The following is a 24,928-nucleotide window of genomic DNA, read 5'->3' as shown; positions in this document are numbered from 1 at the left end:
GATACCCCAAACGTCATTGCGAGCGACTGAAAGGAGCGTGGCAATCCAGTTTTTGTCATACCGTGGCTTGACCACGGTATCCAGAAAAATAAAGCCATATTAGACTTATTTTAGAGCCTTTTTATGATGTTATAAAACTGGATACCGTGGTCAAGCCACGGTATGACACCATACTTGTAATAACCATAATACGGTAAATTATGAGCCACGCAACAATGCTGATGCCACGCAGGAAGCACATCAAGGCAGGAATGAAATTGTGATATATTATCCATTAAACCTGTATTATTTAGAGTTTCAAAAGTGTTAAAAAAATATTACTTAGCCTTATTGCTTTTAATTTTTTCTTGTAATGCAGTGGCATCTGTATGGGGTGATATTGGCGATTGTTTGTCCGATCCTTGCAATTGCGGTCAAGGTGATAGAACTGAAATTTGGAACGCCGGTACTATAAATGCAGTAACAAAAACCTTTAAACCGGGTAGTTTATGCCCTCCTTGGAATAAAAGCGACGGACGTGATGAAGATACTTGTTTATTACAATATGATCATCCGGACACATTCATTGGTTTTTATTTAAAAAGATGTGCAGAAGCAACAGCTAGCAGTAGTTATTTTTCGCCAAAAATTCGTATACGAATTCAAAGTTGTAATGCGGCTGCCTGTTGGAGTCAATCCTCTACCTTAAATTGGGACGGTGAATGTGTATTATGGCCTACCGGTTACGGTCTACCGTTAACTCGAATTTGTGCACGTGTTGCAATACCCGAAACGCCGCCGCCGCCCGGATTAAAAGCTCAAGGCAACCCCGCTGATCCCGGTTATACCGCAGGAAAACATCTAAATGAAGTCGGTTATATAGAAAATGATGACACAATTACCGGCGTAGACGGAGTAGCAATTACACTTCAATCTCCTAAACTTTGTGCTTATAGCGATCCGGGACTAGTCAACCTTGTTTCGGATTCAGGAGGTAATACCGATGCAATGGACTGGAATCCGAATAGTCAGCCTTTGCATAAAACTACGGACCTTAGCCCTATTGCAAAAGTATTAAAATTTTTAGTCGATACTGCCGGCAGTGAAAATCTACCAAATTTACTTGGCAGTTTATTAGATATGATGGGAGCAGAAAATTCTGAAATTTTAAAAGTTTTTAAAACAGTATTTAAAGCAATAGGAGAAATTTTAAATTTTTTTCCAAGTTTGATAATCGAGGCTATAGAAGAATTCGGATCATTAAATAGTGCTGTAGATAATTATTCATTCGGCTGCGTACAATTACCTTTCGGACCTTATCCTCCACCATTTTGTTCATCATTGAATGAACTTACCGTTAGCCCGCTTCTTCATAATATTTGTAGCCAAAAAAATTCCGACGGTACATTTAATCAGTCTTCGACTATATCACCTTGCGTGGTCTCAAATGTAGCAAATAATGTTATTAATAATGCCGTGCGAGTTAGCTTTAATAATCTTGTTCCACTGTGCAGAGGGGCAAGTCCTGATCTTACGACGTGCATTGAGTTAAAAAATATAGAGCCGTTTTCTTCAGCCCAGGGTGCTCACCTAGCTACTAGCTATACGGATTTAATAAAAGTTTGTAGTTCTGCAACAGCGGGTGCTCCATGTATTAATACCGCCATCCCTTTATCCTGTAGCGTAACGGCAAACGGTTGCAACCAAGGCTTTAGAATTGTATATTCTCAAGAAATAAGTACTAGCTCCACCCCAAGTGATTATTATATAAGTGATTTACCTGATTGCGGTGCAGCTACTACCTGCCAAAAAATATGGGGAGTTAATATTGGCGAATTTATTGATATAAGCGTAAAATTTCCTATGGTTCAAAATCAAACTGACTTAACACCATTGCAACAAACTTTTTCATTAAAAGATAATAACAACAAGGCAAGAAATTTTTATGCCTCGATTGTTAACAAGACGACCGCTCAACAATCTCCTGCAGATATTTGCGTATTTGAATCTGCTAGTTTAATAGGTTGTCAAGCAAGGGTAGATAAGGGTTATAGTCTTGTTACGTACAAATGCGGGGAACATGCAGGGCTTAATTGTCCTAATAATACTTATTATACACCTCAATTCATTGCTTCAATGCAAGTAAGAGACGATAGCAACAATATTTTAGCAGAAACCAATACTATTGTTACACCTCTGTCCTTTACAGGTAGCCCTAATTCTACGGCAATAGAAACTATCGCAACGCTCGCTGGGTATGATTTTAGTTCTTCCGTGGCATATATTCCTGCAATACCGCCGAAAAGTCCAGCCGATAAATATATTGCTATGCCTTTTTCAGGTCCTAATTCTCTGAATCAATCAACTATTTATGGAACATATAAAAATAATGAAACACCCTATGACGCTAGCGGACGAGTTAACCCTAATGCCGTATACTTAAAATATCTGGAATATATAAACGGTAAATATATTCAAGGAGGAACACATGCTTGCTTAATGCCGAAAGATTTTCAACATTGCGTTCCTATGATACCGCCATCAAAGCCAAATATTCCAACACCGCCACAAAATACTCAAATTAATTGTACGCTTGCTAAGTTAACAGAATCCGATACGGTTGATTGTAAAACCTTTCAAGGTAAATCTATTTTATATCCAAATCTTGGAATATGTCAGGGTGATATAAGTAGCTGTACCCAAAAAGAAGTTGTAGCTGGTAATAAAGGCAAGGGTATTACGATTTATAGTTGTGGAATTACTAATTGTTATACTAATAATGACAAGGCTAATACTCCCGTATGCGTTCTAAGTAAGGATTATCAAAATAGGATTGATCCGGCTCCTGATAAAGGTCCTATATTAACCGATTCACAATATTACGCTGTTAAATACGATAAAAATAACAATTATATTGTTCCCGATAGCAACCAAACGTATACGTTAGCAGTTGCCGACGTCCGGGATAAAACCTCTCAAGAATTAAATCTTTGCGTGCCGATTTTAGGAATCTGCTCAGCAATTACTACTCCTTCAAATGATAGCGGTAATGCTACTTGGCCTGAAACCGATATAGGAGATTTAGCTAAAGGAACATGTAAACCTGATTGGATAACCATTGATCCAAATAAACCGTTAGAACGTTATTGCTTATCAAATTTTGATAGCAAAACCGTGGCTTTTGAAAAGCTAGCTACTGATGTTGGGTGCAGAGAATCTAAAGGTATTACTATTGAAGACCCGGACAGTAATTTTCCTGAAAATGTTGACTCTTCAAATCAATATGATAATTCTAGTAAAATCGGCAGCTTTACTTTAAATAAAGAACCGCAGAATAACGGTGCTTTTCCTGAGGATGTAATAATAACTCAAGGCTTGTATCACGCAATTTATAAGTTTGAAATTGATTCCATTATAGATGATATAGAATATTTTCAGATAAAAAAAGTAGCCTATGATGATTGTGTTTTAATAAAAATTAATGATCAGAAAGTTTTAAGTGAACCTACTGATGTTAACGATTTTAATCTTAATACATGTAACGGCGGAAAAGATCAAGGAAACGTTAGATTTACTACAAATGTACCGATTGATGTAAAAAGCAAATTAAAACAAGGCACAAATACGATTTCTTTTCAACTAGGCGTCATAGGGAAAGGAGGATTATATTATCATATGGAATATAAAATGCGCAGATAATATTACTTATCTTTAAGGCAGGTTAATAGTGATTCGTATTTGATAAGATCAGTTTTAATAATATTTATTTTCGTAGTATTTGTTTCATTATTTATATTATTTTTAAGATTAGCTATTTCTTCCGATATCTCAACTTGACTAAGCTTTGTAACATTGACAGCAAATTCAGTTACTATATTAACCTCTATACCGGTTACTTCCGCCATACCTTTATAAATAAAATAAATAGTATCTTGCTCGCTAAGGTTATTTATAAAAATCTTTACTAACCCCGGTTTTAAACTAGCTATTAAAGGAGCGTGATTAGGTAGTACGCCAAATATACCTTCCTCCCCCGGCATTGTCACCATTTTGGTCTTGGCTTCAAAGACAATATTTATAGGCGTAATTATTTTAAGGGTAATTGTTTCATTCATTTTGATATAATTTATTTTTGTTATGCAGGGCTTCTATGTCATTTCCACACGCTAATGGTGTTGTTGTATGGCTCTAAAAATGGTTTCAATGTCATACCGTGGCTTGACCACGGTATCCAGAAAAAACCTTAATAAAAAGACTGGATGCCGTGATCAAGGAACTAGAATGACACAGCCTTTTCTTTAACGTTCCTACAACACAGGTACAAGCCAAGGTATGGCACCGTCCGTGTTTGCGTAGTATACAACACACTATAAATATAAACGATAATATTATTAACTTCTATTGAATAATTTAGTCTATTGCATATATATTATAATCAAATGAGCTAAATTAAAATAAAGAAATTAAATTATTATGAGTGAGAAGGTTTTTTATAATTTATCGGGTAAGACCTTAGTTGCTACGCCTTATGTCATTAAAGAAGGGATGTTCCATAAATCTTTAATTTATATGCTATCTCATACAAAGGAAGGAGCGATAGGGCTAATATTTAATCGTTTAGTAAATTATATAGAATTTAAATCATTTTTTAAAATAAAAAGTGATGCAATAGACGATAATGTCATGATACCGATATATCTCGGTGGACCGGTCGAACATGAAAGGGGGTTTTTCCTTCATTCAAATGATTATGATAAAAATTTGCTGTTGCAGTTTCAAAACGATTTAGCGGTAAGTTCTAATTCGGAAATTTCAGAGGATATAGCTTTCGGTAAAGGACCTAAAGATAGCTTATTTATCGTAGGTTATACAGCATGGAAAGCCGGGCAGCTTGAACAAGAGCTAGAAAATAATTTATGGCTGATAATGGATTGTGATAAAGATTTTATTTTTGCGGATCATCCTGAAAATAAATGGTCTGATGCATTAAAGCATTTAGGAATAGATGAAGTACATTTTGCTGCACAAATAGGCAATGCTTGATGAGGTTGATATCACTCTTATGCTCCTTATGTCATTCCCGCGTAGGCGGGAATCCAGAGAATATTTAAGCGAATTATATAGTAAATTTTTATATAATTTTGCTTATTTTAAGTGTTTTTTCTGGATTCCCGCCTACGCGGGAATGACATCAAAAATTCGAGCCATGCAACGACGCCAAGAGGCACCTCGCCATGACGATTCTGGGAATCACACAACAACGCCCGCCGTAGCTAGGAATGACATAAAAACGGGAATGATATCTAAACCTTAATAGAGGATAAATTTTGACTTGGATTGTTTTTTGCACTGTAATTTTGACCTTATTGATTTTTGATCTCGGGTTTATACATCGCAAAAATAATGTGATGAGCTTCAAGCAAAGTTTACTTTTTAGTCTTTTTTATTTTACGATAGCATGCCTATTCGGCGTGTATATTTTTTACGCTATGGGAGGAGATAGCACTAAAGAATATTTCACCTGTTTTTTAATTGAAAAAGCAATGTCGCTTGATAATGTTTTTATTATCTCGATGATTTTTCAATTTTTTTCTATCCCTTCTAACTATTAACATCGGGTGTTATTTTTAGGTATAATCGGCGTAATAGTCTTTCGGGCTATTCTGATTTACGGCGGCATTATTATCATAGCTAAATTTTCTTGGATATTATATATTTTTGCCGTAATACTGATTATTACCGGCGTAAAAACTTTCTATATATCGCACAAAACTTTTGATATCCAAAACTCCTACATTTATGGAGTGCTAACAAAGCGTTTAAATATTACGCCTAAACTTGCAGGTGGTAAATTTTTTATTACTCTAGATAAAAAATTATACGTTACTCCTCTTTTCGTATCGTTACTACTTATAGAAATTATAGATTTAGTATTTGCTATCGATAGTATTCCGGCAATATTTGCTATTACAAATAACCCTTATATAATTTATACTTCAAATATTTTTGCTATTTTAGGGCTTAGAGCGTTGTTTTTTTGCTTAGCAAATATTGTAGAAAGATTTAGATATATAAAATACTCTTTAGCTTTAATATTAATATTTATCGGCATCAAAATATTTATTCATCCTTTTATGGAAATTCAGCCCTTTATTTCTCTTATTGTTACAATTACCTTATTAATTTTAGGAGTTATCGTATCTATTGCTAAAAAAATTAAAAAATCGGCGTAGAATTTTAGTTGACCGTACCTAAAGCCGATATATAATAGGCTTTTTTTTAAGTCTGTTTTTATGATTAAATTATCTAAAATATTTACTGTAATTTGTATTTATTATTTTGTTGTTATTACTTCGGTTGCATACGCACAAGAAGAAGAGGTTAATCAAAGATCTTTATATATAGGAGCGGAGGGCGGAATAGTGGAGCCGGTCGTTAGTAAATTTCGTCACAAAAGCTCTAATACCGCTATTACTTTAAAAAGATCGGGTATGTATAGCGGTAAAATAGGCTATATTTTTTATCCGCAAATGGCTATTGAATTTTCGGCAACCTATCAGCCGAAATATCGCCTTCATTACGTATTACCGCAGCAAGATTTAAGTAACGGTTTATCTATTCCGAAAACACCGGGTAAAACTAGAGTAGTATCTAATATATATATGGTAAATCTTATCTATGATTTTCAGGAAGTAAAAAGCCTTACTCCTTTTGTAATATTCGGTGCAGGCATAGCACAGGTGAAAGTTAAACCGACTTCTTCCAGATGGGATTTAATGAATACGGAATATTTTAAAGTAAGAAGAACTCACACTAATTGCTTTGCTTGGCAAGCCGGTCTTGGTGTTTCAAAATATGTAACTCCAAATTTTAGCATTGATTTAGCCGCAAAATTGCAAGTAGTTCAAAACGTAAAAATTAATTACGATACCCTAAATATTCAAACTCAGCAATTCGCACCGGCAAATCCTATCAAAAAAACTATAGGTGTCGGAGAATTTGGTATAGGATTTACTTATAAGTTGCCAATTTAGAAATTTTTGATGTAATATACTTAAGTGACGCTGTCATACCTGTATAGGAATTTTGATGTCATTCCCGCGAGGCATTGTTGCGTGGATACCCAAATCGTCATGGCGAGGCATCTCTTGGCATTGTTACATGGAACGAGTTTTCTATGTCATTCCCGCGAAGGCGGGAATCCAGAAAAAACACTTAAAATAAACAAAATTATATAAAAATTTACTATATAGATTTGCTTAAATACTTTCTGGATTCCCGCCTTCGCGGGAATGACATAGAAAATTCGTTCCATGTAACAATACATCACAATATGACAAGTAACTTTAATTTATCAATTTACAAGGAAGAACTATGAACGTAAAACTTGCAACTCCAGCCAATACTTATGACGAAGTGCCGTATGAAAGCTATCCGTATGCACTAACTAATCCTTATCATTTAACTACTCTTGCTACATTATTCGGTATGACTCCGCCGCCGCTAGAAACCGCCAAAGTTTTAGAACTCGGTTGTGCAGCCGGCGGTAATTTAATACCGCATGCCGTTAATTATCCTAAAGCTCATTTTGTCGGTGTTGATTTATCTAAAGTACAAATTGATGAAGCAAACAAGCACAAAGCAGGGCTTGGGCTTAAGAATATAGAATTTCATCATTGTTCTATAACCGATATTGACAAGTCTTTCGGTAAATTTGATTATATTATTTGCCACGGCGTAATTTCTTGGGTACCGAAATTTGTTAGAGATAAAATTTTTGAAGTCTGCAATAAAAATTTAAGTGAAAACGGTATAGCCTATATTAGCTATAATACTCTGCCCGGCTGGAATATGGTACGCACCATTAGAGATATGATGCTTTATCATTCAAGTTCATTTCCAAATGTACAAGATAAAGTCGCTCAATCTAGGTTGTTACTTGAATTTGTTAAAGATAGTTTAGAAAATTCTAAAACTCCTTATGCTGAAGTATTAAAAAACGAAGCGGGATTACTTGCTAAACAAAGCGATCATTATTTACGTCATGACCATTTAGAAGAAGATAACGCCCAGTTTTACTTTCATGAATTTATGGATGAAGCTAAAAAACATGATTTACAATATTTAAGTGATTGTAACATATCAACTATGTATCTCGGTAATATGCCGCCAAAAGTTGCTGAAAAGCTCCAAGCGGTGAATGATATAGTAAGAACCGAGCAATATATGGATTTTATTACTAATCGCCGTTTTAGAACTACCTTATTATGTCATAATAACGTTAAATTAAATAGAAATATCAATAATGACGATATTACTAAATTCAATCTAGTCTTTAATATAGTGCCGGAAAAACCTCTTGCCGAGGTCGATCTTAATAATTCCGCCGAATCTTTAAAATTCTTTTTAAACGGTAATAAAGAATCTAACTTATCGACTTCCTCACCTTATATGAAAGCTATTCTTTATAGCTTTAGCGAAAATATTAATAACCCGCTAAGTTTTGAAAAAATCACGTCTGAAGCTAATAAAAAATTGCATAATACTAAATTAAATGAAATAAAAGCCGAGCTTTTAAATAATGCCATGAAGTTAGTATTACAAGGTTATATTAATATTACCATGCAAAAACAGAGAAGTGCGCCGAACCTTGATAAGCCTAAAACATCAAAATTTGTGTCATATCAAGTTAGTAATAGTCCGGCTATGTGGGTGACAAATTTGAAACATGAGCCGATAGGTGTTAATTTCTTTGAAAAATTTGCTTTAAAATATATGGACGGCAAACATGACAAAAAGGCAATTATCGATGCCGTAATGACTCATGTAGCTAGCGGTGAGATAGTTTTAAATAAAGACAATAAAAAGATAGAAGATAAAGAAGAAATTAGAAAAGAGTTGGAAGTTTTATTTGCTCCAACGATAGAAAAATTTGCCGCTAATGCTCTATTGGTCTAATGCTACCGGCGTTATTGCATGGCTCTAGAAATGCCCAAACTCGTCATTGCGAGCGGGCATTGTTGCGTGGATCATAGTTATCGTATTATGGTATTACAAGTACGGTGTCATACCGTGGCTTGACCCTTTGTTGTACGAACGTTAAAGAAAAGGCTGTGTCATGCCGTGACTTGATCACGGCATCCAGTCTTTTTGTTAAGGTTTTTTCTGGATACCGTGGTCAAGCCACGGTATGACATTGGAGTCGTTTTTCGAGCCATGCAACAACGCCTTCGTGGCTTCGCAATGACGTTTGGGATATCCATGCAACAATGCCTCCTCGCAATGACGATTTTGGTATTCACGCCACGATTACTTATTATAAATGAAGTCCGGGTAAATTTATTATATCCGTCAGCCGCAAGCCCTTATCGCAGGCATTTGCCAATTCCGGCATAATCGGTATTTTATGGATTAAAGGTATATTATATTTATCCGAGAAATATTTACCGCTATTACCGTCAAATATATTTAAAATTTTCCCGGAAGATGGATCGCTTAAATAACTCATATTTTCAATAATGCCCAGAATAGATAGGCTCAGCTTTTGATATAAATCGATAGAACGAATTACATCTATTTGCGACATTTTTTGCGGAGTGGTGACAATTATAACACCGTTTAAATGATAATTTTCTAAAATACTCAAATGAATATCGCCGGTACCCGGGGGCATATCAATAATTAAATAATCGAGATTATCCCATTTAGTTACCGATAATAATTGATAGATAGTTTTGCTAGCCATCGGTCCACGCCAAATAATTGCGGAATAATCTTTAACAAAAAAGCCGATAGAGATAATTTGAATATTACGTGATATTAAAGGAATTATTCGCTGATTGATTGTTTGCGGCACCTCATTAATACCGAATATCTGCGGGATTGACGGTCCGTAAATATCCGCATCGACTATACCGACTCGATGCCCTTCCTTGTTTAATTGCTCGGCAATTAAGGCAGCAACGGTAGATTTACCGACGCCGCCCTTGCCCGAAGCAACTAATATTACTTTTTTTACATTCTCTATAAAATGTTTAGCTTTTTGCGGAGAATTTTTTATATTTTGAGGTTTTTTATCTAGGCTTTTGCTACTGGTAAAAATAATTGTTATTTTGCCGATACCGGCAATTTCACTAAGTTTATCTATCGCCTTAACTTTTATTTCCTGTGCTTCTTCTTGATTTTGTTCAGAGATATCAATTGAAAAACCTATATTTTGACCTTTAATAATTATATTTGATATAATATCGGTTAAGTTAGTGCCGTCTTTAAATATAATATTTTGGAGTTTATTAAAAATTTGTTGTTTAAGTAAGTCAGTCATATTTTTTAATCTTATATTTAGTTCATAGCTTATTGACCTTAATTAGTATAGTATATATAATAATAAAATTCGCATTCTTAATATATTTCAAATATACAAAAAAAATGTTTAACAAAAAATATATTCAAATTTTCAAAAAATCTCCTTGGAAAGATTTTGAAGATAATAATGATAATAACATATTCACAAGACCACGGAAAAATCAATTTGATTTTAATAAATTTAACTTTAACTTTAATTTTAGTAGTAAAGCTATAATTTTAGCGATATTTGCACTTTTAGCTCTGTGGCTTGCCTCCGGTATTTATGAAGTAAAGGAAGGAGAGGAAGCTGCCGTAATAAGATTCGGACGCTTTGTACGCAAAGGGTTTCCCGGTCTTAATTATCGGTTGCCTACACCAATTGAAACGGTAATAATAGAAAAAGTTAATCAATCTCGTAGGATTGAAATCGGTTATCGAACAAGCAATTTAGGTAAAAACAGCAATGATAATACTAAAAATGTTGCCGGCGAAAGTATTATGCTAACGGGCGATGAAAATATTGTTGCTTTAAATTGTGATGTAATGTGGCATATCAGCGATCTAGAAAAATTTAGCTTTAATATATTAAGACCTGAGGAATCAGTCAAAGCTACCGTTGAAAGTGCTGTTAGGGAAGTGATCGGCAATACTCCTATTTCTTGGGTATTATCCGATCAAAAACAGGAAATTACTTATAAAATTGAGACTTTAGCACAAAAAATCTTAGATAGCTATAATGCGGGCGTTACTATTGAAATGGTACAATTGTTAAAAGCTGAACCGCCGGCCGAGGTAATAGACGCTTATAGAGACGTACAAACATCCAAAGCCGATAAAGAAAGAGAAATAAACCAAGCTCAAGCTTATAATAATAAAATTTTGCCGGAAGCACGTGGGCTTGCCGCAAAAATTTTCCAAGAAGCAGAAGCTTATAAAGCAGAAATAATTTCAAAAGCCGAAGGGGATAGCCAAAGATTTAACGCTATTTATAAGCAATATGCGATGAACAAGCAATTAACTAGAGACCGCTTATACCTAGAAACGGCAGAAGAAGTTTTAACAGGAGCAAATAAAACGATTATCAATAATAACCTTTTACCCCACATGGCTATTAAACCTTCCGGGAATTAAGGCGTTTGTGTATAGACGATGTTAGTTTAAGGATAGGCGAAAAAAGCCGGTAACCGTCATGGCGAGCTTTCAATTACCCATAAGTTATAAAATAATATACAATAGGAAAAAATTTATGAGTAAATAATGCCAAGAAATAAATTTTCAACACAAGCAGAATTAAGTAAGGTAGTAAGAAACCATGGTCAGAAGAAGTGGTTAGATAGCGATAGTGCAGGTAATGGTTTTAAGGATAAGCGTTTACAGCAACGTTTTAGAAAACTACTTGAACAGATATGGAACAGTTTAGGTCAAACTATACCTCTTGCCTGTCAAGACTGGGCAAATACTAAAGCTGCATATAGATTTCTGTCAAATGATAAGGTAAGCACACAAGAGATATTAGAAGGACATTTCCGGATTACAAAAGAACGTGTATCAGCTCATAAAGAAGGAAAGATACTTGTACTTCAGGACACTACAGAGTTTTCATATAATAGAATAAAAGCTGAAGATATAGGCTGGACTCAAAACATCCATACAGGTAAGGATATAATGGGTAGACCTATCTTGCATAAAAAATGTGGTATTTTAATGCATTCAAGTTTAGCAATAACTGACAATGGTTTACCACTAGGTCTTTGTGCCATCAAGTTTTGGACACGCAAGCAATTTAAAGGAACTAATGAATTAAAAAAACGTATTAACTATACCAGATTACCTATTGAAGAAAAAGAAAGTTATCGCTGGCTAGAAAATTTGACACAATCGACTGTTCTACTGAAGGCACCACAGAGATGTGTTCATATTGGGGATAGGGAAAGTGACATTTATGAATTATTTGTAATAGCGAAAGAATTTGATACGCATTTTCTTGTCAGAATTTGTCAGGATCGGTTAATTGAAGATGGCTCTCGTACTATTACTAATAAAATGAATACGGTAAAAATCAATGGATTGCACAATATTGCGATCAAGAGCTCGGATGGTAGTATGATAGAAGTGGCCTTAGAAATCAGATATCAGAATATAAAAATACTTCCTCCTGTTGGTATTAAGCAGAAGAAATATCCAGCATTACTACTCACAATCATCCATGCAATAGAAAAAGAAACGCCAACTAGTAGAGAAAAAATAATATGGAAGCTTGTTACAGATTTACCTGTTACAACAATAGATGAAGCCATTGAAAAACTCGATTGGTATGCCTTAAGATGGAAAATAGAAACTTTTCATAAAATACTCAAGTCCGGTTGCAGAGTTGAATCATTAAAACTCAGGACAGAGGCACGCCTGAATAATATTATTGCTATATTCTGTATAGTAAGTTGGAGAATTTTTTGGATGACTATGATGAATAGGTGTACACCTAATGCACCACCAGAATTAGCTCTAACAGATGAAGAAATTACCCTAATTAATGCCTTGCCCAATAATAAAGCTAGTGATAACATACAAAACAAAACTCTTTCTTATTACTTAACCAAGATAGCCAGGCTTGGCGGGTATATGAACAGAGCATTAGACCCACCTCCTGGGAATATAGTAATGTGGAGAGGGTTGTCTAGGTTGGTTGACCTTAGGTTAGGATTTAATATTGCAATGAAAATGACTTATGGGTAATTGAAAGCATGGCGAGGCGGCGTTGTTGCGTGGATCGAATTTTTTGCAAAGCGTTCGGTGTCATGCCGTGGCTTGTACCTGTGTTGTTGCATGGCTCAAAAAAAGTGCTGTATGTCATTCCCGCGAAGGCGGGAATCCAGAGAATATTTAAGCGAATTATATAGTAAAATTTTATATAATTTTGTTTATTTTAAGTGTTTTTTCTAGATTCCCGCCTTTAGCTAGAATGACATAGGTGATGTTGATGGATTACCGTGTCGGCAAAAATGCCTCCTCGCAATGACGTTTAACGATCCATGCGGGCAATGCTCATAATGACGGACAAGTATACGGAATTCAAAAAACAATAAAGAATACTAAAGGGATACTAGATGAAAAAAATTTATTACTTAATTTTTGCGATTATTTGCGGACTAATATTAATTTCTAGCTCGTTATTTTCTGTTGATCAACGTCAATTAGCCGTGGTATTCCAATTCGGTGAAGCAGTAAGAACTATAGAAGCTCCTGGCTTACATATTAAAATTCCGTTTATTCAGAATGTAGAGTTTTTTGATAAGCGTATTTTGGATGTCGAAGTAGAATCAAAGGAACTAACGGCAGCTGATGGAAAAAGGGTTATTGTCGACGCTTATGCCAAATTCCGTATTAATAATCCGGTAATGTTTTATAAAACAGTACATAATTATCAAGGCGTTAAAATAAGGCTTACTAGAAATTTAGAGTCCTCAATGCGTAAAGTGATCGGTAAAGTATCCCTAAGTAACCTTCTTACCACGGAACGCACTAACGTAATGTTTAATATTTTAAATCAAGTGAACGAGGAAGCAAAAAATTTCGGCATTGATGTAATTGACGTCAGAATATTAAGAGCGGATTTACCGAAAGAAAATAGTGCTGCTATTTATCGCCGTATGCAAACTGCTCGTGAAAAAGAGGCCACACAAATTAGAGCCGAAGGACAAGAGGAAGGTGTGCGTATTCGTTCAAGGGCTGATAAAGAAAGTAAGATATTATTAGCCACGGCTTACAGAGATTCACAAATCATTAAGGGTGAAGGGGACGAGAAAGCTGCGAAAATATATAATGCCGCTTACTCTATCGATCCGGAATTTTACAAATTTTACAAATCACTTATAGTATATAAAAATTCTTTAAAGAAGGAAGATACTGTATTTGTAGTTTCGCCTGACTCGGAACTGTTAAAATATTTGAACTTATCGAAATAAATATTGTGAATATGTTATACTATTCATCTTTCAAGAATTGGAGACCGTTACCCCGTGACTTGATCAGCGTTGTTGCCCGGCTCGAATTTTTGATGTCATTCCCGCGTAGGCGGGAATCCAGAAAATATCTTAAAAAAAGACTAGATACCGTGGTCAAGCCACGGTATGACAACTTTTCATTTATGAGTAATATACTAAATCTTAAATACATTATCTTTTGTTTAAGTTTGATTCTAAACAGTCACGTATTAGCGGAAAAAAATTCCAAAACGATAGAAAATGATTTTACTGAAATAAGTTCCGTGCCGTTAAAAATTAACGAATCAGCACGTTATAGCTTTGCCGATATAGTTGAACCGTTGATACCTGCCGTAGTAAATATATCGACTATTGAATATATAAATAATAAATCCGAATCTAATGATAAAGAGCCTTTGCGTGAAAAAAATCCGTTAGATTGGATTAATGAATTTTTAGAACGCTTAAATATTCCTCTTAATTTAGAAGAAGTTGATTCAGCTCCTAAATCTGTTCCTTTGGGTTCCGGTTTTATTATTGACCCTAGCGGTCTGATCGTTACTAACTATCATGTAATTGCCAACGTAAATAAAATTAGCGTTAAGCTAGCCGATAATACCGAGCTATCGGCTAAAATAATAGGTAGTGACACCAAAACCGATTTAGCCCTGTTGAAAGTAGAATTTCCTGACCCGTTACCTTTTGTTGAGTTTGGAGATTCGAATAAAGCCAGGGTAGGCGATTGGATTATTGCGATAGGCAATCCTTTCGGCAATCTCGGCGGTACCGTAACTGCCGGTATTATATCGTCAAAAGGTCGAGATATCGACATAGATACCAATAATATAGTAGATAACTTTATTCAAACCGATGCAGCAATTAATAACGGCAATTCAGGCGGTCCGATGTTTAACCTTGAGCAAGAAGTAATAGGGGTAAATACCGCTATTTTCTCACCACTCGGTACTAATATCGGGATAGGTTTTGCTATTCCTTCCAACACTGCAAAGCCTATTATAGAAAGGTTAAAAAAAGACGGTAAAGTTAGCCGTGGGCGTCTTGGGATAGTAATTCAAGATTTAACGGATGAAATCGCCGCAGGGCTTGAATTAAAAGATACTAACGGGGTAATAGTTGCAAAAGTACAAGAAGGCGGATCAGGAGATAAAGCAGGAATAAAACCCGGTGACGTAATAATAGAATTTGCCGGTCAAGCGGTTAAAAATACTAGAAAGTTACGAGTAATAGTTGCCGAAACGCCAATTGACCAAGAAGTGAAAATTAAGGTAATACGTGGCGGCAAAAACCTAGAATTAGCAACTAAGGTTACTGTTGATAACGAAGAAATAATAAAAGAAACAACAGAAGATAATGATAAAAAAGTTATTGAAGGTGAAGAAGGAAACAATCTATCTATTGTAAAAAATAATATTACTTTTAGCAATTTAACTGATAAATTAAGAGAAAAGTTTGCTATTTCTAAAGATAAATCAGGCGTTATTATTACTAATATCTTGGAAGAACAAGAAGAAAATACCCAAGGAGGAAACGCTTTTAAAGTCGGTGATTTAATATTAGCCGTTAATCAAGAAGATATCGTCGATGTTAATGGATTAGAAAAATTATACGAAGCTGCCAAAAATGCTACAAAGTCAAATATTTTACTTTTAATTGAAAGAGGTAGTACTAGTATGTTTATACCTTTGTTGATAAATAGCGACTAGAAAAACGTTATTGCGAGGTGGCATTGGCTTTGTTGCCTGGCTCGAATTTTTGATGTCATTCCCGCGAAGGCGGGAATCCAGAAAATATTTAAGCGAATTATATAGTAAATTTTTATATAATTTTGCTTATTTTAAGTGTTTTTTCTGGATTCCCGCCTTCGCGGGAATGACATACTGCTGCTTTTATCGAGCCACATAGCAACGTTTTCAGTCGCTCGCCATGACGATTCTGGGAGCCACGGCAACAACGCCGGCAGTGCTGAGCAATGACGGTTCAAGCATATTATGCAACAACGCCTTACAACAATGACCTTAAACCCTAATATAAATTTAACGTTAATTAATTATGATAGCAATTTTAAGTTTTTATAGTTTTGTTAATATAGAAGAGCCGGAGTTTTTAATAGCTAAGCTTTTACTTATCGGTAAAAGGAAATATGTAAAAGGCACTATTCTTGTATCGCACGAAGGTTTTAACGGTTCAATTTCCGGTTCTCATGAAAACGTTCAAATTATCCTTGAAGAAATTACAAAATTGACCAAGGCTAAAGACGTTAATATTAAAATAAATTATAGCGATATTCATCCTTTTCAAAAGTTAAAAGTAAAGCTCAAGAAAGAAATTGTGGCTATGGCAGCCGGCAGGCTAAATATAGACGAATTAAAAGGCGAATATATTGAACCTAAAAACTGGGATGATTTCATTACCAAGGAAAATGTTATAGTAATTGATACACGCAACAACTATGAAGTAGAAGTTGGAAAGTTTAAATCTGCTATTAACCCGCATACGGAAACATTTAAGCAATTTCCGGCATGGGTAGAACAAAATAAAGATATTCTCGCCGGGAAAAAAATTGCTATGTATTGCACCGGCGGCATTAGATGTGAAAAATCCACCAGTTTACTAAAAAATTTAGGCTTTACCGATGTATATCATTTAAAAGGCGGAATATTACAATATTTAGAAGATACTCAAAATAAAAATAATTTATGGCAAGGAGAGTGTTTTGTTTTCGATGATAGAAGAGCGGTAGCAAGCGACTTAACCCCTGCAGAAGGGCATTGGTTACAAAGAGAGACATCGTTGCATGACTCAAAAAATTAATCCGTGCGAAGCCACGAAGTGGCTGGCGTTGTTGCATGGCTCAAATTTTTGATGTCATTCTAGCTAAAAGCGGGAATCCAGAAAAAACACTTAAAATAAGCAAAATTATATAAAAATTTACTATATAATTCGTTTAAATATTCTCTGGATTCCCGCTTTCGCGGGAATGACATACAGCACTTTTTTCAAGCCATGCAACCAACGCCAATGCCTCTTCGCAATAACGCTTCCGGTAGCCACACAACAAGGTCACAAAGAGTATAATATGACAAAAACAAAGCAAGAAGTTTATGATAATAGACCTACCTCCCCTCATTTAACAATATATAAACCGCAAATAAGTTCCGTTTTATCAATTATGCATCGCATGACAGGAATAGGCTTATTTTTTGCTCTTTCAATATTAGCGTGGGGAGTAATTTTATGGAGATTTAGTGAATTCGATAATAGTTATTTGCAGCTTGCTAATAGCTGTATTATTAAAATTTGTTTAATATTAGTTACTTTTTCATGGTTTTATCATTTGTGTAACGGTATTCGTCATTTATTTTGGGATAGCGGTTACGGCTTTTCTATAAAAGCGATTAACATTACCGGCTGGTGCGTGGTTATAGCTTCAGTAGTAATGACAATATTATTGTGGATATAAAATGTCATATAATTTAAAAACAGATATTGCAAAAGCTAAAGGTCTCGGCTCTGCAAAAACCGGTTCACATCATTGGTTAATGCAGAGAATAACCGGCATTATTTTAGTTATATGTTCGATTTGGTCGGTAGTTTTTATAAAATACCATAGCGGTAAAGATTTAACTACTTTTATCGATAATCTAAAAAAACCATATAATATAGTAGCTATAACTATTTTTATACTAATGTCTTTCTATCATGCTATGCTCGGTATGCGGGTAGTAATCGAGGATTATATAAGCTGTGTTAAACTGCGTAATATACTAATTATAGGGATACAATTATTTACTATTGTAACTGTTGTAGCTCTTATAGTTGCATGGTTATATTAGGCACTGTTAATAAATATTTCCATAATCAGTTTTTAAAACGAAATAACTTGCAGATACTGCTCTTCATAACTATTTTATATTTGTACTTCTATCCTTTTAAAATGTTTAAATAAAAATTTATGCTCAATAATATTAGAAAAACTGCCGATAGCTTTGTAATGCGTATTTTATTTGCCATGATTGCTTTTGCCTTTGTCGGATGGGGGATTAAAGATGTATTACCTAGAGCGATCGGCGGCGACTTCGTTACTTTTACTCATGCCAAAAATATAAGCCGAGAAGATTTTTTGAAAGCAAAATCAATGGAAATTAATGCTATTCAAAAACAAATGGGCACGAATTTAAGCGAAGAAGAGATAAATCAGTTAAATATCGATAAGCAAGTTATGAAAGGACTTATATATAATAATATTTTAGATTATTTAGTTGATTATTATGATTTTGATTTAAGCGATAATACCGTTACGGAATTAGTTAGGGAATCGCCTGTTTTTAAAAATGAACAAGATGTTTTTGATATAAGAATTTTTAAAACTTATTTCAGAAATTCCTATCTTAATGAAGAGGAATATTTATTAAATTTCAAAGAAAAAACTTTAAAAAATGTTCTTGTCAGTAGTTTTTTAGAAAGTTTTTATGTCCCTAAAGTAATGACTCAAAACATCATTAATTATATGGCAGAAAAAAGAAACGTTGAATTGTTACAAATAAATTTGAAAAACAAACCGAAAGATTTAAAAATTCCTCCGCCGAGTGATGAACAATTAGAGGATTTTTATAAAAATAACAAAAATTTATTTGAGATACCGGAAAAACGTAGCTTTTCTTATATTAAGATATCTAATCAAAATTTACAGAAAAAAATTAATATTACTAAAGAAGAATTATTAGATTTTTATAATGAGAATAAAGAAGAGTTCGGTGACAAGAATTTTGATGCGGTACAAAAGCAATTATATGATTTATTACTAAGTCAAAAAATTGACATGCTTAATATGGAGCTTGCGAAAAATCTAGAAGATGACGTAGCCGCCGGCTCAACCTTAGTCGAGATTGCCGAAAAATATGAATTACCGTTGCAGAATGTTAATTACGTAAGTTATGAAGAACTCATTGAAAATAAAATAATTGCCGAGAATGTCGATAGTATTTTTGAACTTGCAGAAGGCGAATTATCATATCCTATAGAGTCTGAAGATAAAAGTTATCTTATATTAGTAGAGTTAAAAGCGATTCAACCGGCAAAAATTCCGGAGTTTTCTATTATCAAAAATCAAGTAGCAGTTAGCTGGAATAAACAATATTTAGCCGATATTAATTTACAAACTATAAAAGATTTAGCAAAGGAATATAAATCGGGGCAAGAAGATATAAAAAACCTTAACTTAGTAGGAATCGAGGTAAGCCGACAAAGCTATATAAGATCGGAAATTGAAAATGATACAACCTTATCTCCGGAGATATTATTATCGATTTTCAGAACTAAAACCGGTAGTAATACGCCGGTTTTTCAAATAGGTAATAAAGTTTATTTTGCACATATCAAATCAATAAGCTTGGATAAGTTAGCTGCCGAAACTATCCAAAAAAATTCAGAAGAAAATATAGCAAATACTATTAAGAATTCTATTGTTGATGAGCTTATAAATTATGCAATAAAGCAAAATGATATGAAAATAAAAGGCGGCTTAAAAACTGTTGGTTAAGGCGATATAGTAGTTAACTCCAAATTACTCTAATTTCCCTTCTCTAATCTTTTTAAAAAAACTTTTCATCAATATTTTTGACTCTAGGGCAAGTATATCACCGTATATCTCCGGTCTATGAAAACAAGCTTTACTATTAAAAAAGCGTAAGTTACTCTCAATAGCTCCTTGTTTAGGATCGTTTGTGCCGTAAAATAAACGACTTAATCTGCTATGTGCTATTGCACTAGCACACATTGCACACGGCTCTAAAGTAACATATATATCATGACCTATTAAATTTTTACTGCCTAAAATCCGACATGCTTTATTAATAGCGATAATTTCGGCATGAAAAAGTGCATTATTTTTTTCTTCGGTAATATTATGAGCTACCGCAATAATTTTTTGATTTACCCGATCAACTATAACTGCACCAACCGGAATTTCGTTTTTGCCGAAAGCAAGCCTAGCTTGCTTTAGTGCTTCTTGCATAAAGAAATTATTTAATCTCATCACGATAATTAACTTGCTCTTCTAAGCCGTAAGGGTCTTGGTGAATTATTATCTCGGCACCGGGAAATTCTTTTAATATTTCAAGAAGGATTTCATCGCTAATTTCATGAGCATTATATAACGATATATTACCGTCTAGTTCTAAATGACACTGGATAAAAGGTTTGTGGGCTGCATATCTGGTTTTCATATCATGCATTCCTTTTACTTTTTTATGCTTATTAACTATCTCGATGATTTTCCGCCTATCTTCCTCCGGTAATTCTTGATCAATCAAATTTTTAAAAGCTTTTTTAAATAAAGAATAAGAAGCATAAAATATATATAGTGATATAACAATGCCAAATAACGGATCAATAAACCAAAAATGGCTACTTAAATTTATAGATATTATTACTAAAATATTTGTCAGCAAATCGGTGAAATAATGTAATTTATCGACTTTAATAATTTCCGAATGAGTTTTTTTTATTACATATGTTTGATAAAGCACTAATATCACAGTAAGAAATATACATAAATACATTATGTTAGTGCCGTACACAATATTCTCAGGGGAATTGCCGTCCGTTAAAGATTTAAATGAGGAAAAGCAGGTAAAAAGAGCCGAAGCAAAAAAGAACATTGATTGTGAAAAAATTGTTAAATCCTGCACTTTTTCGTGACCGAATCGATGGTGGTAATCAGGAGGTTGAAAAGCGAAACGTATTGCAATTAAATTAACGAAGGAGGATGAAATATCAAGCATTGAATCAATCAAAGAGGCAAGTATTGATTGCGAATTTGTTATAAACCAGCCGTAAGTTTTAATAATTAAGATAATCGCAGCTATCGTAAATGATAAATAAGACGCCGATTTTATTAAATTATTCTGCTTGATAGTATTCATAAAATATTTTTTGGTTGTTTTGCGATATAAAGTTAAATAATTTGGTTGTATGCAGTCTAACAGAGAAAATATAAAATTCAATCGTTAGAATAAATATTAGAGCTTTACAAAAATCTTTTTATAAGGTAATTTTTAACTTACTTTTTACAATAGGTAATTTATATGAAATTAATATCTAAATTTATTGTTATGATCTTAGCATGTGGGGTGTTACAAGCATGTTCCGGTCCGGGCGGCATGAATAAACAAGGTAGCGGTACGTTAATCGGCGGAGCAACCGGTGCTTTACTAGGAGCTCAATTTGGTAAAGGTACAGGAGCATTATTTGCCACCGGTGCAGGTGCGTTAATCGGTGCATTAGTAGGCGGTCAAATCGGAGCCGGTATGGATGAGCAAGATAGAAAACTTGCCGAACTCAGTTCTCAAAGAGCTTTAGAAGCTGCCCCTACGGGCAATACCGTAGAGTGGCGTAATCCTGATAACGGTCACCGTGGTGCCATCACACCTACCAGTACTTTTAAAAATGATCGTGGTCAATATTGCCGTGAATATACTCACACAGTCGTAATAGGCGGACAGCAACAAAAAGCTTATGGAAAAGCGTGCCGTAAACCTGATGGACAATGGGAAGTGGTGAATTAAATACTCGCGGTAACAAGAGGTGTCATGGTCAAGTCGACTTTGTTGTATGACTCAAGAATTAATAAAAATTCGTCATGGCGAGGCGGCGTTGTTGCGTGGATCAAATTTTTGGTGTCATTCCCGCGAAAGCGGGAATCCAGAAAAAACACTTAAAATAAGCAAAATTATATAGAAATTTACTATATAATCCGTTTAAATATTCTCTGGATTCCCGCTTTCGCGGGAATGACATCGTTCTCGATTTATTGGGGAATGACATTTCGGATATAACACTTACAAAACCAAAAGGAGTAAGTTATGACTTTTGAATTAATAAGTACGGCATTTAATCATAAAGAGCGTATCCCTGATAAATATACTTGTAAAGGCGAAAATATTTCCCCTGCTTTAGAATGGAAGAACGCTCCTGTAGGTACGAAGTCTTTTGCTTTAATTATGGATGACCCTGATGCCCCCGTAGAGCTAGCACCTCCTCACGGAATATGGGATCATTGGATAATTTATAATATTCCGGCATCTACATTAAAATTGTCGGAAGGAAAAATAGATGCTGCTATTAAAACGCTTAATAATAGTTGGGGCGAGAAAAAATACGGCGGTTCTTGCCCTCCTCCAGGCAAAGCTCATCGCTATTTTTTCAAATTATATGCTTTAAAAGATTTTCTTGAACTTAAAGAAAATGCTAGCAAGCAGGATTTACTATCGGCAATAGAAGAGCATATTTTAGGAAAAACTGAACTAATCGGCATGTACTCTATCGATAAATGAGTGTCAAGCCACGGTAGGCATTGTTGCGTGGATTGAATTTTTGATGTCATTCCCGCGAAAGCGGGAATCCAGAAAAAACACTTAAAATAAGCAAAATTATATAAAAATTTACTATATAATTCGCTTAAATATTCTCTGGATTCCTGCTTTCGCAGGAATGACATATAGCACTTTTCTTGATCCAGGCAATAATACCGATCAAGGAACTAGAATGACACCGAACGCTTGGCAAAACTTTGATCCATGCAACAACGCCGCCTCGCAGTAACGATTTTTTGACAGTTCACAGAAAAATATCCATATAAAACAGTAACATTTACCTTGGAAAATCCCTTAATAGAATTTCGTAACGTATCTAAAAAATTTGGCAATAAGTTACCGATCAATAATATTAGTTTTACTATAAAAAGAAATAATATTACTACCTTAATAGGTCCAAACGGTGCCGGTAAAACTACTATAGTCCGACTAATGCTGGGCTTAGAAAAGCCAAGTAGCGGCGAAATAATAATTAATTCTAAATTAAAGATTGGTTACGTGCCGCAAAAATTTAATCTTGGTGCTTCTTTACCGATCACGGTTAGAAAATTTTTAGATTTATTAGCTCCCAATAATAAAAATAATGAACTAAAAGAGGTTCTTACTTTTATTAATTTAGAGAAATTAAAAGATCATGATATCTCAGAGCTTTCTATGGGGCAATTCCAAAAATTGGTTTTAGCGAGTGCTATACTTAGTAATCCGGATTTAATTATCTTAGACGAGCCTATTCAATCCCTTGACGTTGCAAGCCAACAAGAATTTTATCAGATCATTAACCATATTAAAAAAAATCTTGATATTACGGTTTTCATGATTTCGCACGATTTATTTACCGTGATGAAAAATTCCGATCAAGTAATATGTTTAAACGGGCATATATGTTGTAGCGGAGTGCCGAATGAATTAACGCCTAATTCAGATTTTTCTAATATACTTTCTTCGTTAGGATTTTATACTCATCACCACGACCATAAACATTAACCTAGCTACTCATGAAAAATATTTTTCTACAATCTTTAACCTTGGAAAATTATCGTAATTTTCGGCATTTTGAGGTTAAAACAGATAACAAAGCTATAATATTAATCGGCGAGAATGGCAGCGGCAAAACTAGTATTTTAGAGGCGATTTCGTTGTTTTATCCAGGAAGAGGCTTACGCTCTGCAAAACTTGCCGATATTTGTAAAAGCTCAGAAGATTATTGTTCCATTCATTCATTATTGCAAAGCAAGCTTGGGCTAGCAGAAATTATTACAAAATTTAATCGTAATTCTAATAAACGTATTACCGAATTTAACGGTGCCAAAATACTAAATAACGAACTAAGTAAATTTACTAGTATAGTATGGTTGACACCGCAGATGGAAGGTATTTTTGCGGCAGGAGCTAGCGACAGAAGAAAATTTTTTGATAAAATTGTTTATAATTTCGATTCTAATCATGCGAGTTTAGTTAGCAAATATGAATATTATATGCAGGAACGCAATAAAATTATTGTAGAAGATTATATAGATGAGAATTGGCTTAAAGTAATTGAGGAAAAGATGGCGGAGATATCCGCTCAAATCGCTTCTAACCGACTCAAAACTTTAAAATATATGCAACAAGCAATCGATGAGCTTGATAACGAGTTTCCTAAAGCCGACTTAGCTATTGACGGGGTAGTAGAGCAAAAAATATTAGCAGATGGAGAAGAAGTAACGGAATTTATCATTGATGAGCTCTATAAAACACGTGCTAAAGATAAATTAATCGGACGCACTAGTTTTGGGGTACATAAAAGCGATATTTTAGTAAAGCATAAGAAAAAGAATATTTTAGCAAAATTTTGCTCTACCGGTGAGCAAAAAGCAATATTAATTACCGTAATGCTTGCAGAAGTTAATTATTTTATTAAATCTAATCAAGCGCCCCCTATTTTATTATTAGATGAGGTTTTTGTTCATCTTGATAATAAGAGGCGTGAATATTTGACAGAGTTTTTTATAACCGCCGGTTTACAATTATGGATTACCGCCACCGACCTTCAGGGTATAGAAAGCTTAGCAAGGCATGCACAGCTAGTAGAGTTATAATACCATTGTCGTTCAGTTCAAAGGAGGCATTGTTGCGTGGCTCGAATTTTTGGTGTCATACCAGCGAAAGCTGGTATCTAACTTACTAATTTTGTTATATTGTTAAGTAGATTCCCTCTTTCGAGGGAATGACACAAAGTGTAAAACCGAG

Annotated in this window: 22 protein-coding genes and 2 pseudogenes; 19 read left to right on the top strand and 5 right to left on the bottom strand. The window is 34.3% G+C overall.

The genetic code is table 11. The annotated features are described in order from the left end of the window. Positions 1–303: 303 nt before the first annotated feature. On the top strand, positions 304–3,678 hold the full coding sequence (locus tag AAGD48_RS04285; protein WP_341790566.1) for a hypothetical protein: 3,375 nt from the start codon (positions 304–306) through the stop codon (positions 3,676–3,678). Between the two features lie 2 nt (positions 3,679–3,680). On the opposite strand, the gene AAGD48_RS04280 is transcribed toward AAGD48_RS04285, so the two are convergent. After that, positions 3,681–4,094 (bottom strand): F0F1 ATP synthase subunit epsilon, encoded by a 414-nt coding sequence (locus AAGD48_RS04280; RefSeq protein WP_341790565.1) that lies wholly within the window; start codon positions 4,092–4,094, stop codon positions 3,681–3,683. Between the two features lie 358 nt (positions 4,095–4,452). On the opposite strand from AAGD48_RS04280, the gene AAGD48_RS04275 reads away from it, so the two are divergent. The 5 genes and pseudogenes from AAGD48_RS04275 to AAGD48_RS04255 all read left to right on the top strand — a co-directional run. Then, a complete protein-coding gene (locus AAGD48_RS04275) occupies positions 4,453–5,022 on the top strand; it encodes a YqgE/AlgH family protein (RefSeq protein WP_341790564.1) in 570 nt (189 codons plus the stop codon). Positions 5,023–5,164: 142 nt separating this feature from the next. After that, positions 5,165–5,293: a hypothetical protein gene (locus AAGD48_RS04270; protein WP_341790563.1), complete on the top strand. Its 129-nt coding sequence runs from the start codon at positions 5,165–5,167 to the stop codon at positions 5,291–5,293. Between the two features lie 13 nt (positions 5,294–5,306). Further along, positions 5,307–6,212, top strand: a pseudogene (locus AAGD48_RS04265) (TerC/Alx family metal homeostasis membrane protein). Between the two features lie 60 nt (positions 6,213–6,272). Continuing rightward, on the top strand, positions 6,273–7,013 hold the full coding sequence (locus AAGD48_RS04260) for an outer membrane beta-barrel protein (protein WP_341790562.1): 741 nt from the start codon (positions 6,273–6,275) through the stop codon (positions 7,011–7,013). 367 nt (positions 7,014–7,380) lie between these two features. After that, positions 7,381–8,937: pseudogene (locus tag AAGD48_RS04255) on the top strand (methyltransferase regulatory domain-containing protein); the annotation flags it as partial. Between the two features lie 358 nt (positions 8,938–9,295). Here the strand turns inward: AAGD48_RS04255 and AAGD48_RS04250 are convergent. Then, positions 9,296–10,303, bottom strand: a complete 1,008-nt coding sequence (locus AAGD48_RS04250) for an Mrp/NBP35 family ATP-binding protein (protein ID WP_341790561.1) — start codon at positions 10,301–10,303, stop codon at positions 9,296–9,298. Positions 10,304–10,407: 104 nt separating this feature from the next. Between AAGD48_RS04250 and hflK the strand changes: the two genes are divergently transcribed. Further along, positions 10,408–11,457 (top strand): FtsH protease activity modulator HflK, encoded by a 1,050-nt coding sequence (gene hflK / locus AAGD48_RS04245; RefSeq protein WP_341790560.1) that lies wholly within the window; start codon positions 10,408–10,410, stop codon positions 11,455–11,457. A gap of 126 nt (positions 11,458–11,583) precedes the next feature. Beyond that, the gene (locus tag AAGD48_RS04240; RefSeq protein ID WP_341789378.1) at positions 11,584–13,059 is read left to right on the top strand and encodes an IS4 family transposase; all 1,476 of its coding nucleotides are present in this window, start codon (positions 11,584–11,586) and stop codon (positions 13,057–13,059) included. On the opposite strand, the gene AAGD48_RS04235 is transcribed toward AAGD48_RS04240, so the two are convergent. Further along, positions 13,028–13,177 carry a hypothetical protein gene (locus tag AAGD48_RS04235; RefSeq protein WP_341790559.1) on the bottom strand — a complete coding sequence of 50 codons (150 nt, stop codon included), beginning with the start codon at positions 13,175–13,177 and terminating at the stop codon, positions 13,028–13,030. The genes AAGD48_RS04240 and AAGD48_RS04235 overlap by 32 nt on opposite strands. Before the next feature lie 253 nt (positions 13,178–13,430). On the opposite strand from AAGD48_RS04235, the gene hflC reads away from it, so the two are divergent. From hflC to AAGD48_RS04205, 6 genes are all read left to right on the top strand, one after another. Further along, positions 13,431–14,288, top strand: coding sequence for a protease modulator HflC (gene hflC, locus AAGD48_RS04230; RefSeq protein WP_341790558.1), 858 nt, complete (start codon positions 13,431–13,433; stop codon positions 14,286–14,288). 191 nt (positions 14,289–14,479) lie between these two features. Continuing rightward, positions 14,480–16,030, top strand: coding sequence for a Do family serine endopeptidase (locus AAGD48_RS04225; RefSeq protein WP_341790731.1), 1,551 nt, complete (start codon positions 14,480–14,482; stop codon positions 16,028–16,030). A 346-nt stretch (positions 16,031–16,376) separates the two neighbouring features. Then, on the top strand, positions 16,377–17,138 hold the full coding sequence (locus tag AAGD48_RS04220) for a rhodanese-like domain-containing protein (protein ID WP_341790557.1): 762 nt from the start codon (positions 16,377–16,379) through the stop codon (positions 17,136–17,138). A 265-nt stretch (positions 17,139–17,403) separates the two neighbouring features. Then, complete coding sequence (sdhC, locus tag AAGD48_RS04215) at positions 17,404–17,787, top strand: succinate dehydrogenase, cytochrome b556 subunit (protein WP_341790730.1); 384 nt, start codon at positions 17,404–17,406, stop codon at positions 17,785–17,787. A gap of 1 nt (position 17,788) precedes the next feature. Beyond that, positions 17,789–18,160 (top strand): succinate dehydrogenase, hydrophobic membrane anchor protein, encoded by a 372-nt coding sequence (sdhD, locus tag AAGD48_RS04210; protein ID WP_341790556.1) that lies wholly within the window; start codon positions 17,789–17,791, stop codon positions 18,158–18,160. A 119-nt stretch (positions 18,161–18,279) separates the two neighbouring features. After that, positions 18,280–19,866, top strand: a complete 1,587-nt coding sequence (locus tag AAGD48_RS04205; RefSeq protein ID WP_341790555.1) for a SurA N-terminal domain-containing protein — start codon at positions 18,280–18,282, stop codon at positions 19,864–19,866. 24 nt (positions 19,867–19,890) lie between these two features. On the opposite strand, the gene AAGD48_RS04200 is transcribed toward AAGD48_RS04205, so the two are convergent. Both AAGD48_RS04200 and AAGD48_RS04195 read right to left on the bottom strand, forming a co-directional pair. Beyond that, positions 19,891–20,361 carry a nucleoside deaminase gene (locus AAGD48_RS04200; RefSeq protein ID WP_341790554.1) on the bottom strand — a complete coding sequence of 157 codons (471 nt, stop codon included), beginning with the start codon at positions 20,359–20,361 and terminating at the stop codon, positions 19,891–19,893. Further along, a complete protein-coding gene (locus tag AAGD48_RS04195; protein WP_341790553.1) occupies positions 20,348–21,250 on the bottom strand; it encodes a cation diffusion facilitator family transporter in 903 nt (300 codons plus the stop codon). Before AAGD48_RS04195 ends, AAGD48_RS04200 begins: the two co-directional genes overlap by 14 nt. Positions 21,251–21,412: 162 nt before the next feature. Here AAGD48_RS04195 and AAGD48_RS04190 point away from each other — a divergent pair, with 162 nt between their 5' ends. The 5 genes from AAGD48_RS04190 (at position 21,413) to recF (ending at position 24,777) form a co-directional block, all read left to right on the top strand. Next, positions 21,413–21,892, top strand: coding sequence for an RT0821/Lpp0805 family surface protein (locus AAGD48_RS04190; protein ID WP_341790552.1), 480 nt, complete (start codon positions 21,413–21,415; stop codon positions 21,890–21,892). 46 nt (positions 21,893–21,938) lie between these two features. Next, positions 21,939–22,064: a hypothetical protein gene (locus AAGD48_RS04185; RefSeq protein ID WP_341790551.1), complete on the top strand. Its 126-nt coding sequence runs from the start codon at positions 21,939–21,941 to the stop codon at positions 22,062–22,064. A gap of 125 nt (positions 22,065–22,189) precedes the next feature. Next, positions 22,190–22,660, top strand: a complete 471-nt coding sequence (locus AAGD48_RS04180; RefSeq protein WP_341790550.1) for a YbhB/YbcL family Raf kinase inhibitor-like protein — start codon at positions 22,190–22,192, stop codon at positions 22,658–22,660. A 321-nt stretch (positions 22,661–22,981) separates the two neighbouring features. Continuing rightward, positions 22,982–23,683 carry a metal ABC transporter ATP-binding protein gene (locus tag AAGD48_RS04175; protein ID WP_341790549.1) on the top strand — a complete coding sequence of 234 codons (702 nt, stop codon included), beginning with the start codon at positions 22,982–22,984 and terminating at the stop codon, positions 23,681–23,683. 11 nt (positions 23,684–23,694) lie between these two features. Beyond that, positions 23,695–24,777, top strand: coding sequence for a DNA replication/repair protein RecF (gene recF, locus AAGD48_RS04170; protein ID WP_341790548.1), 1,083 nt, complete (start codon positions 23,695–23,697; stop codon positions 24,775–24,777). Positions 24,778–24,928 lie beyond the last annotated feature (151 nt).

Origin of the sequence: Rickettsia endosymbiont of Polydrusus tereticollis, from assembly GCF_964026385.1 — a bacterium.
Taxonomy (GTDB): domain Bacteria; phylum Pseudomonadota; class Alphaproteobacteria; order Rickettsiales; family Rickettsiaceae; genus Rickettsia.
This window is presented reverse-complemented; position numbering and strand designations above follow the sequence as displayed.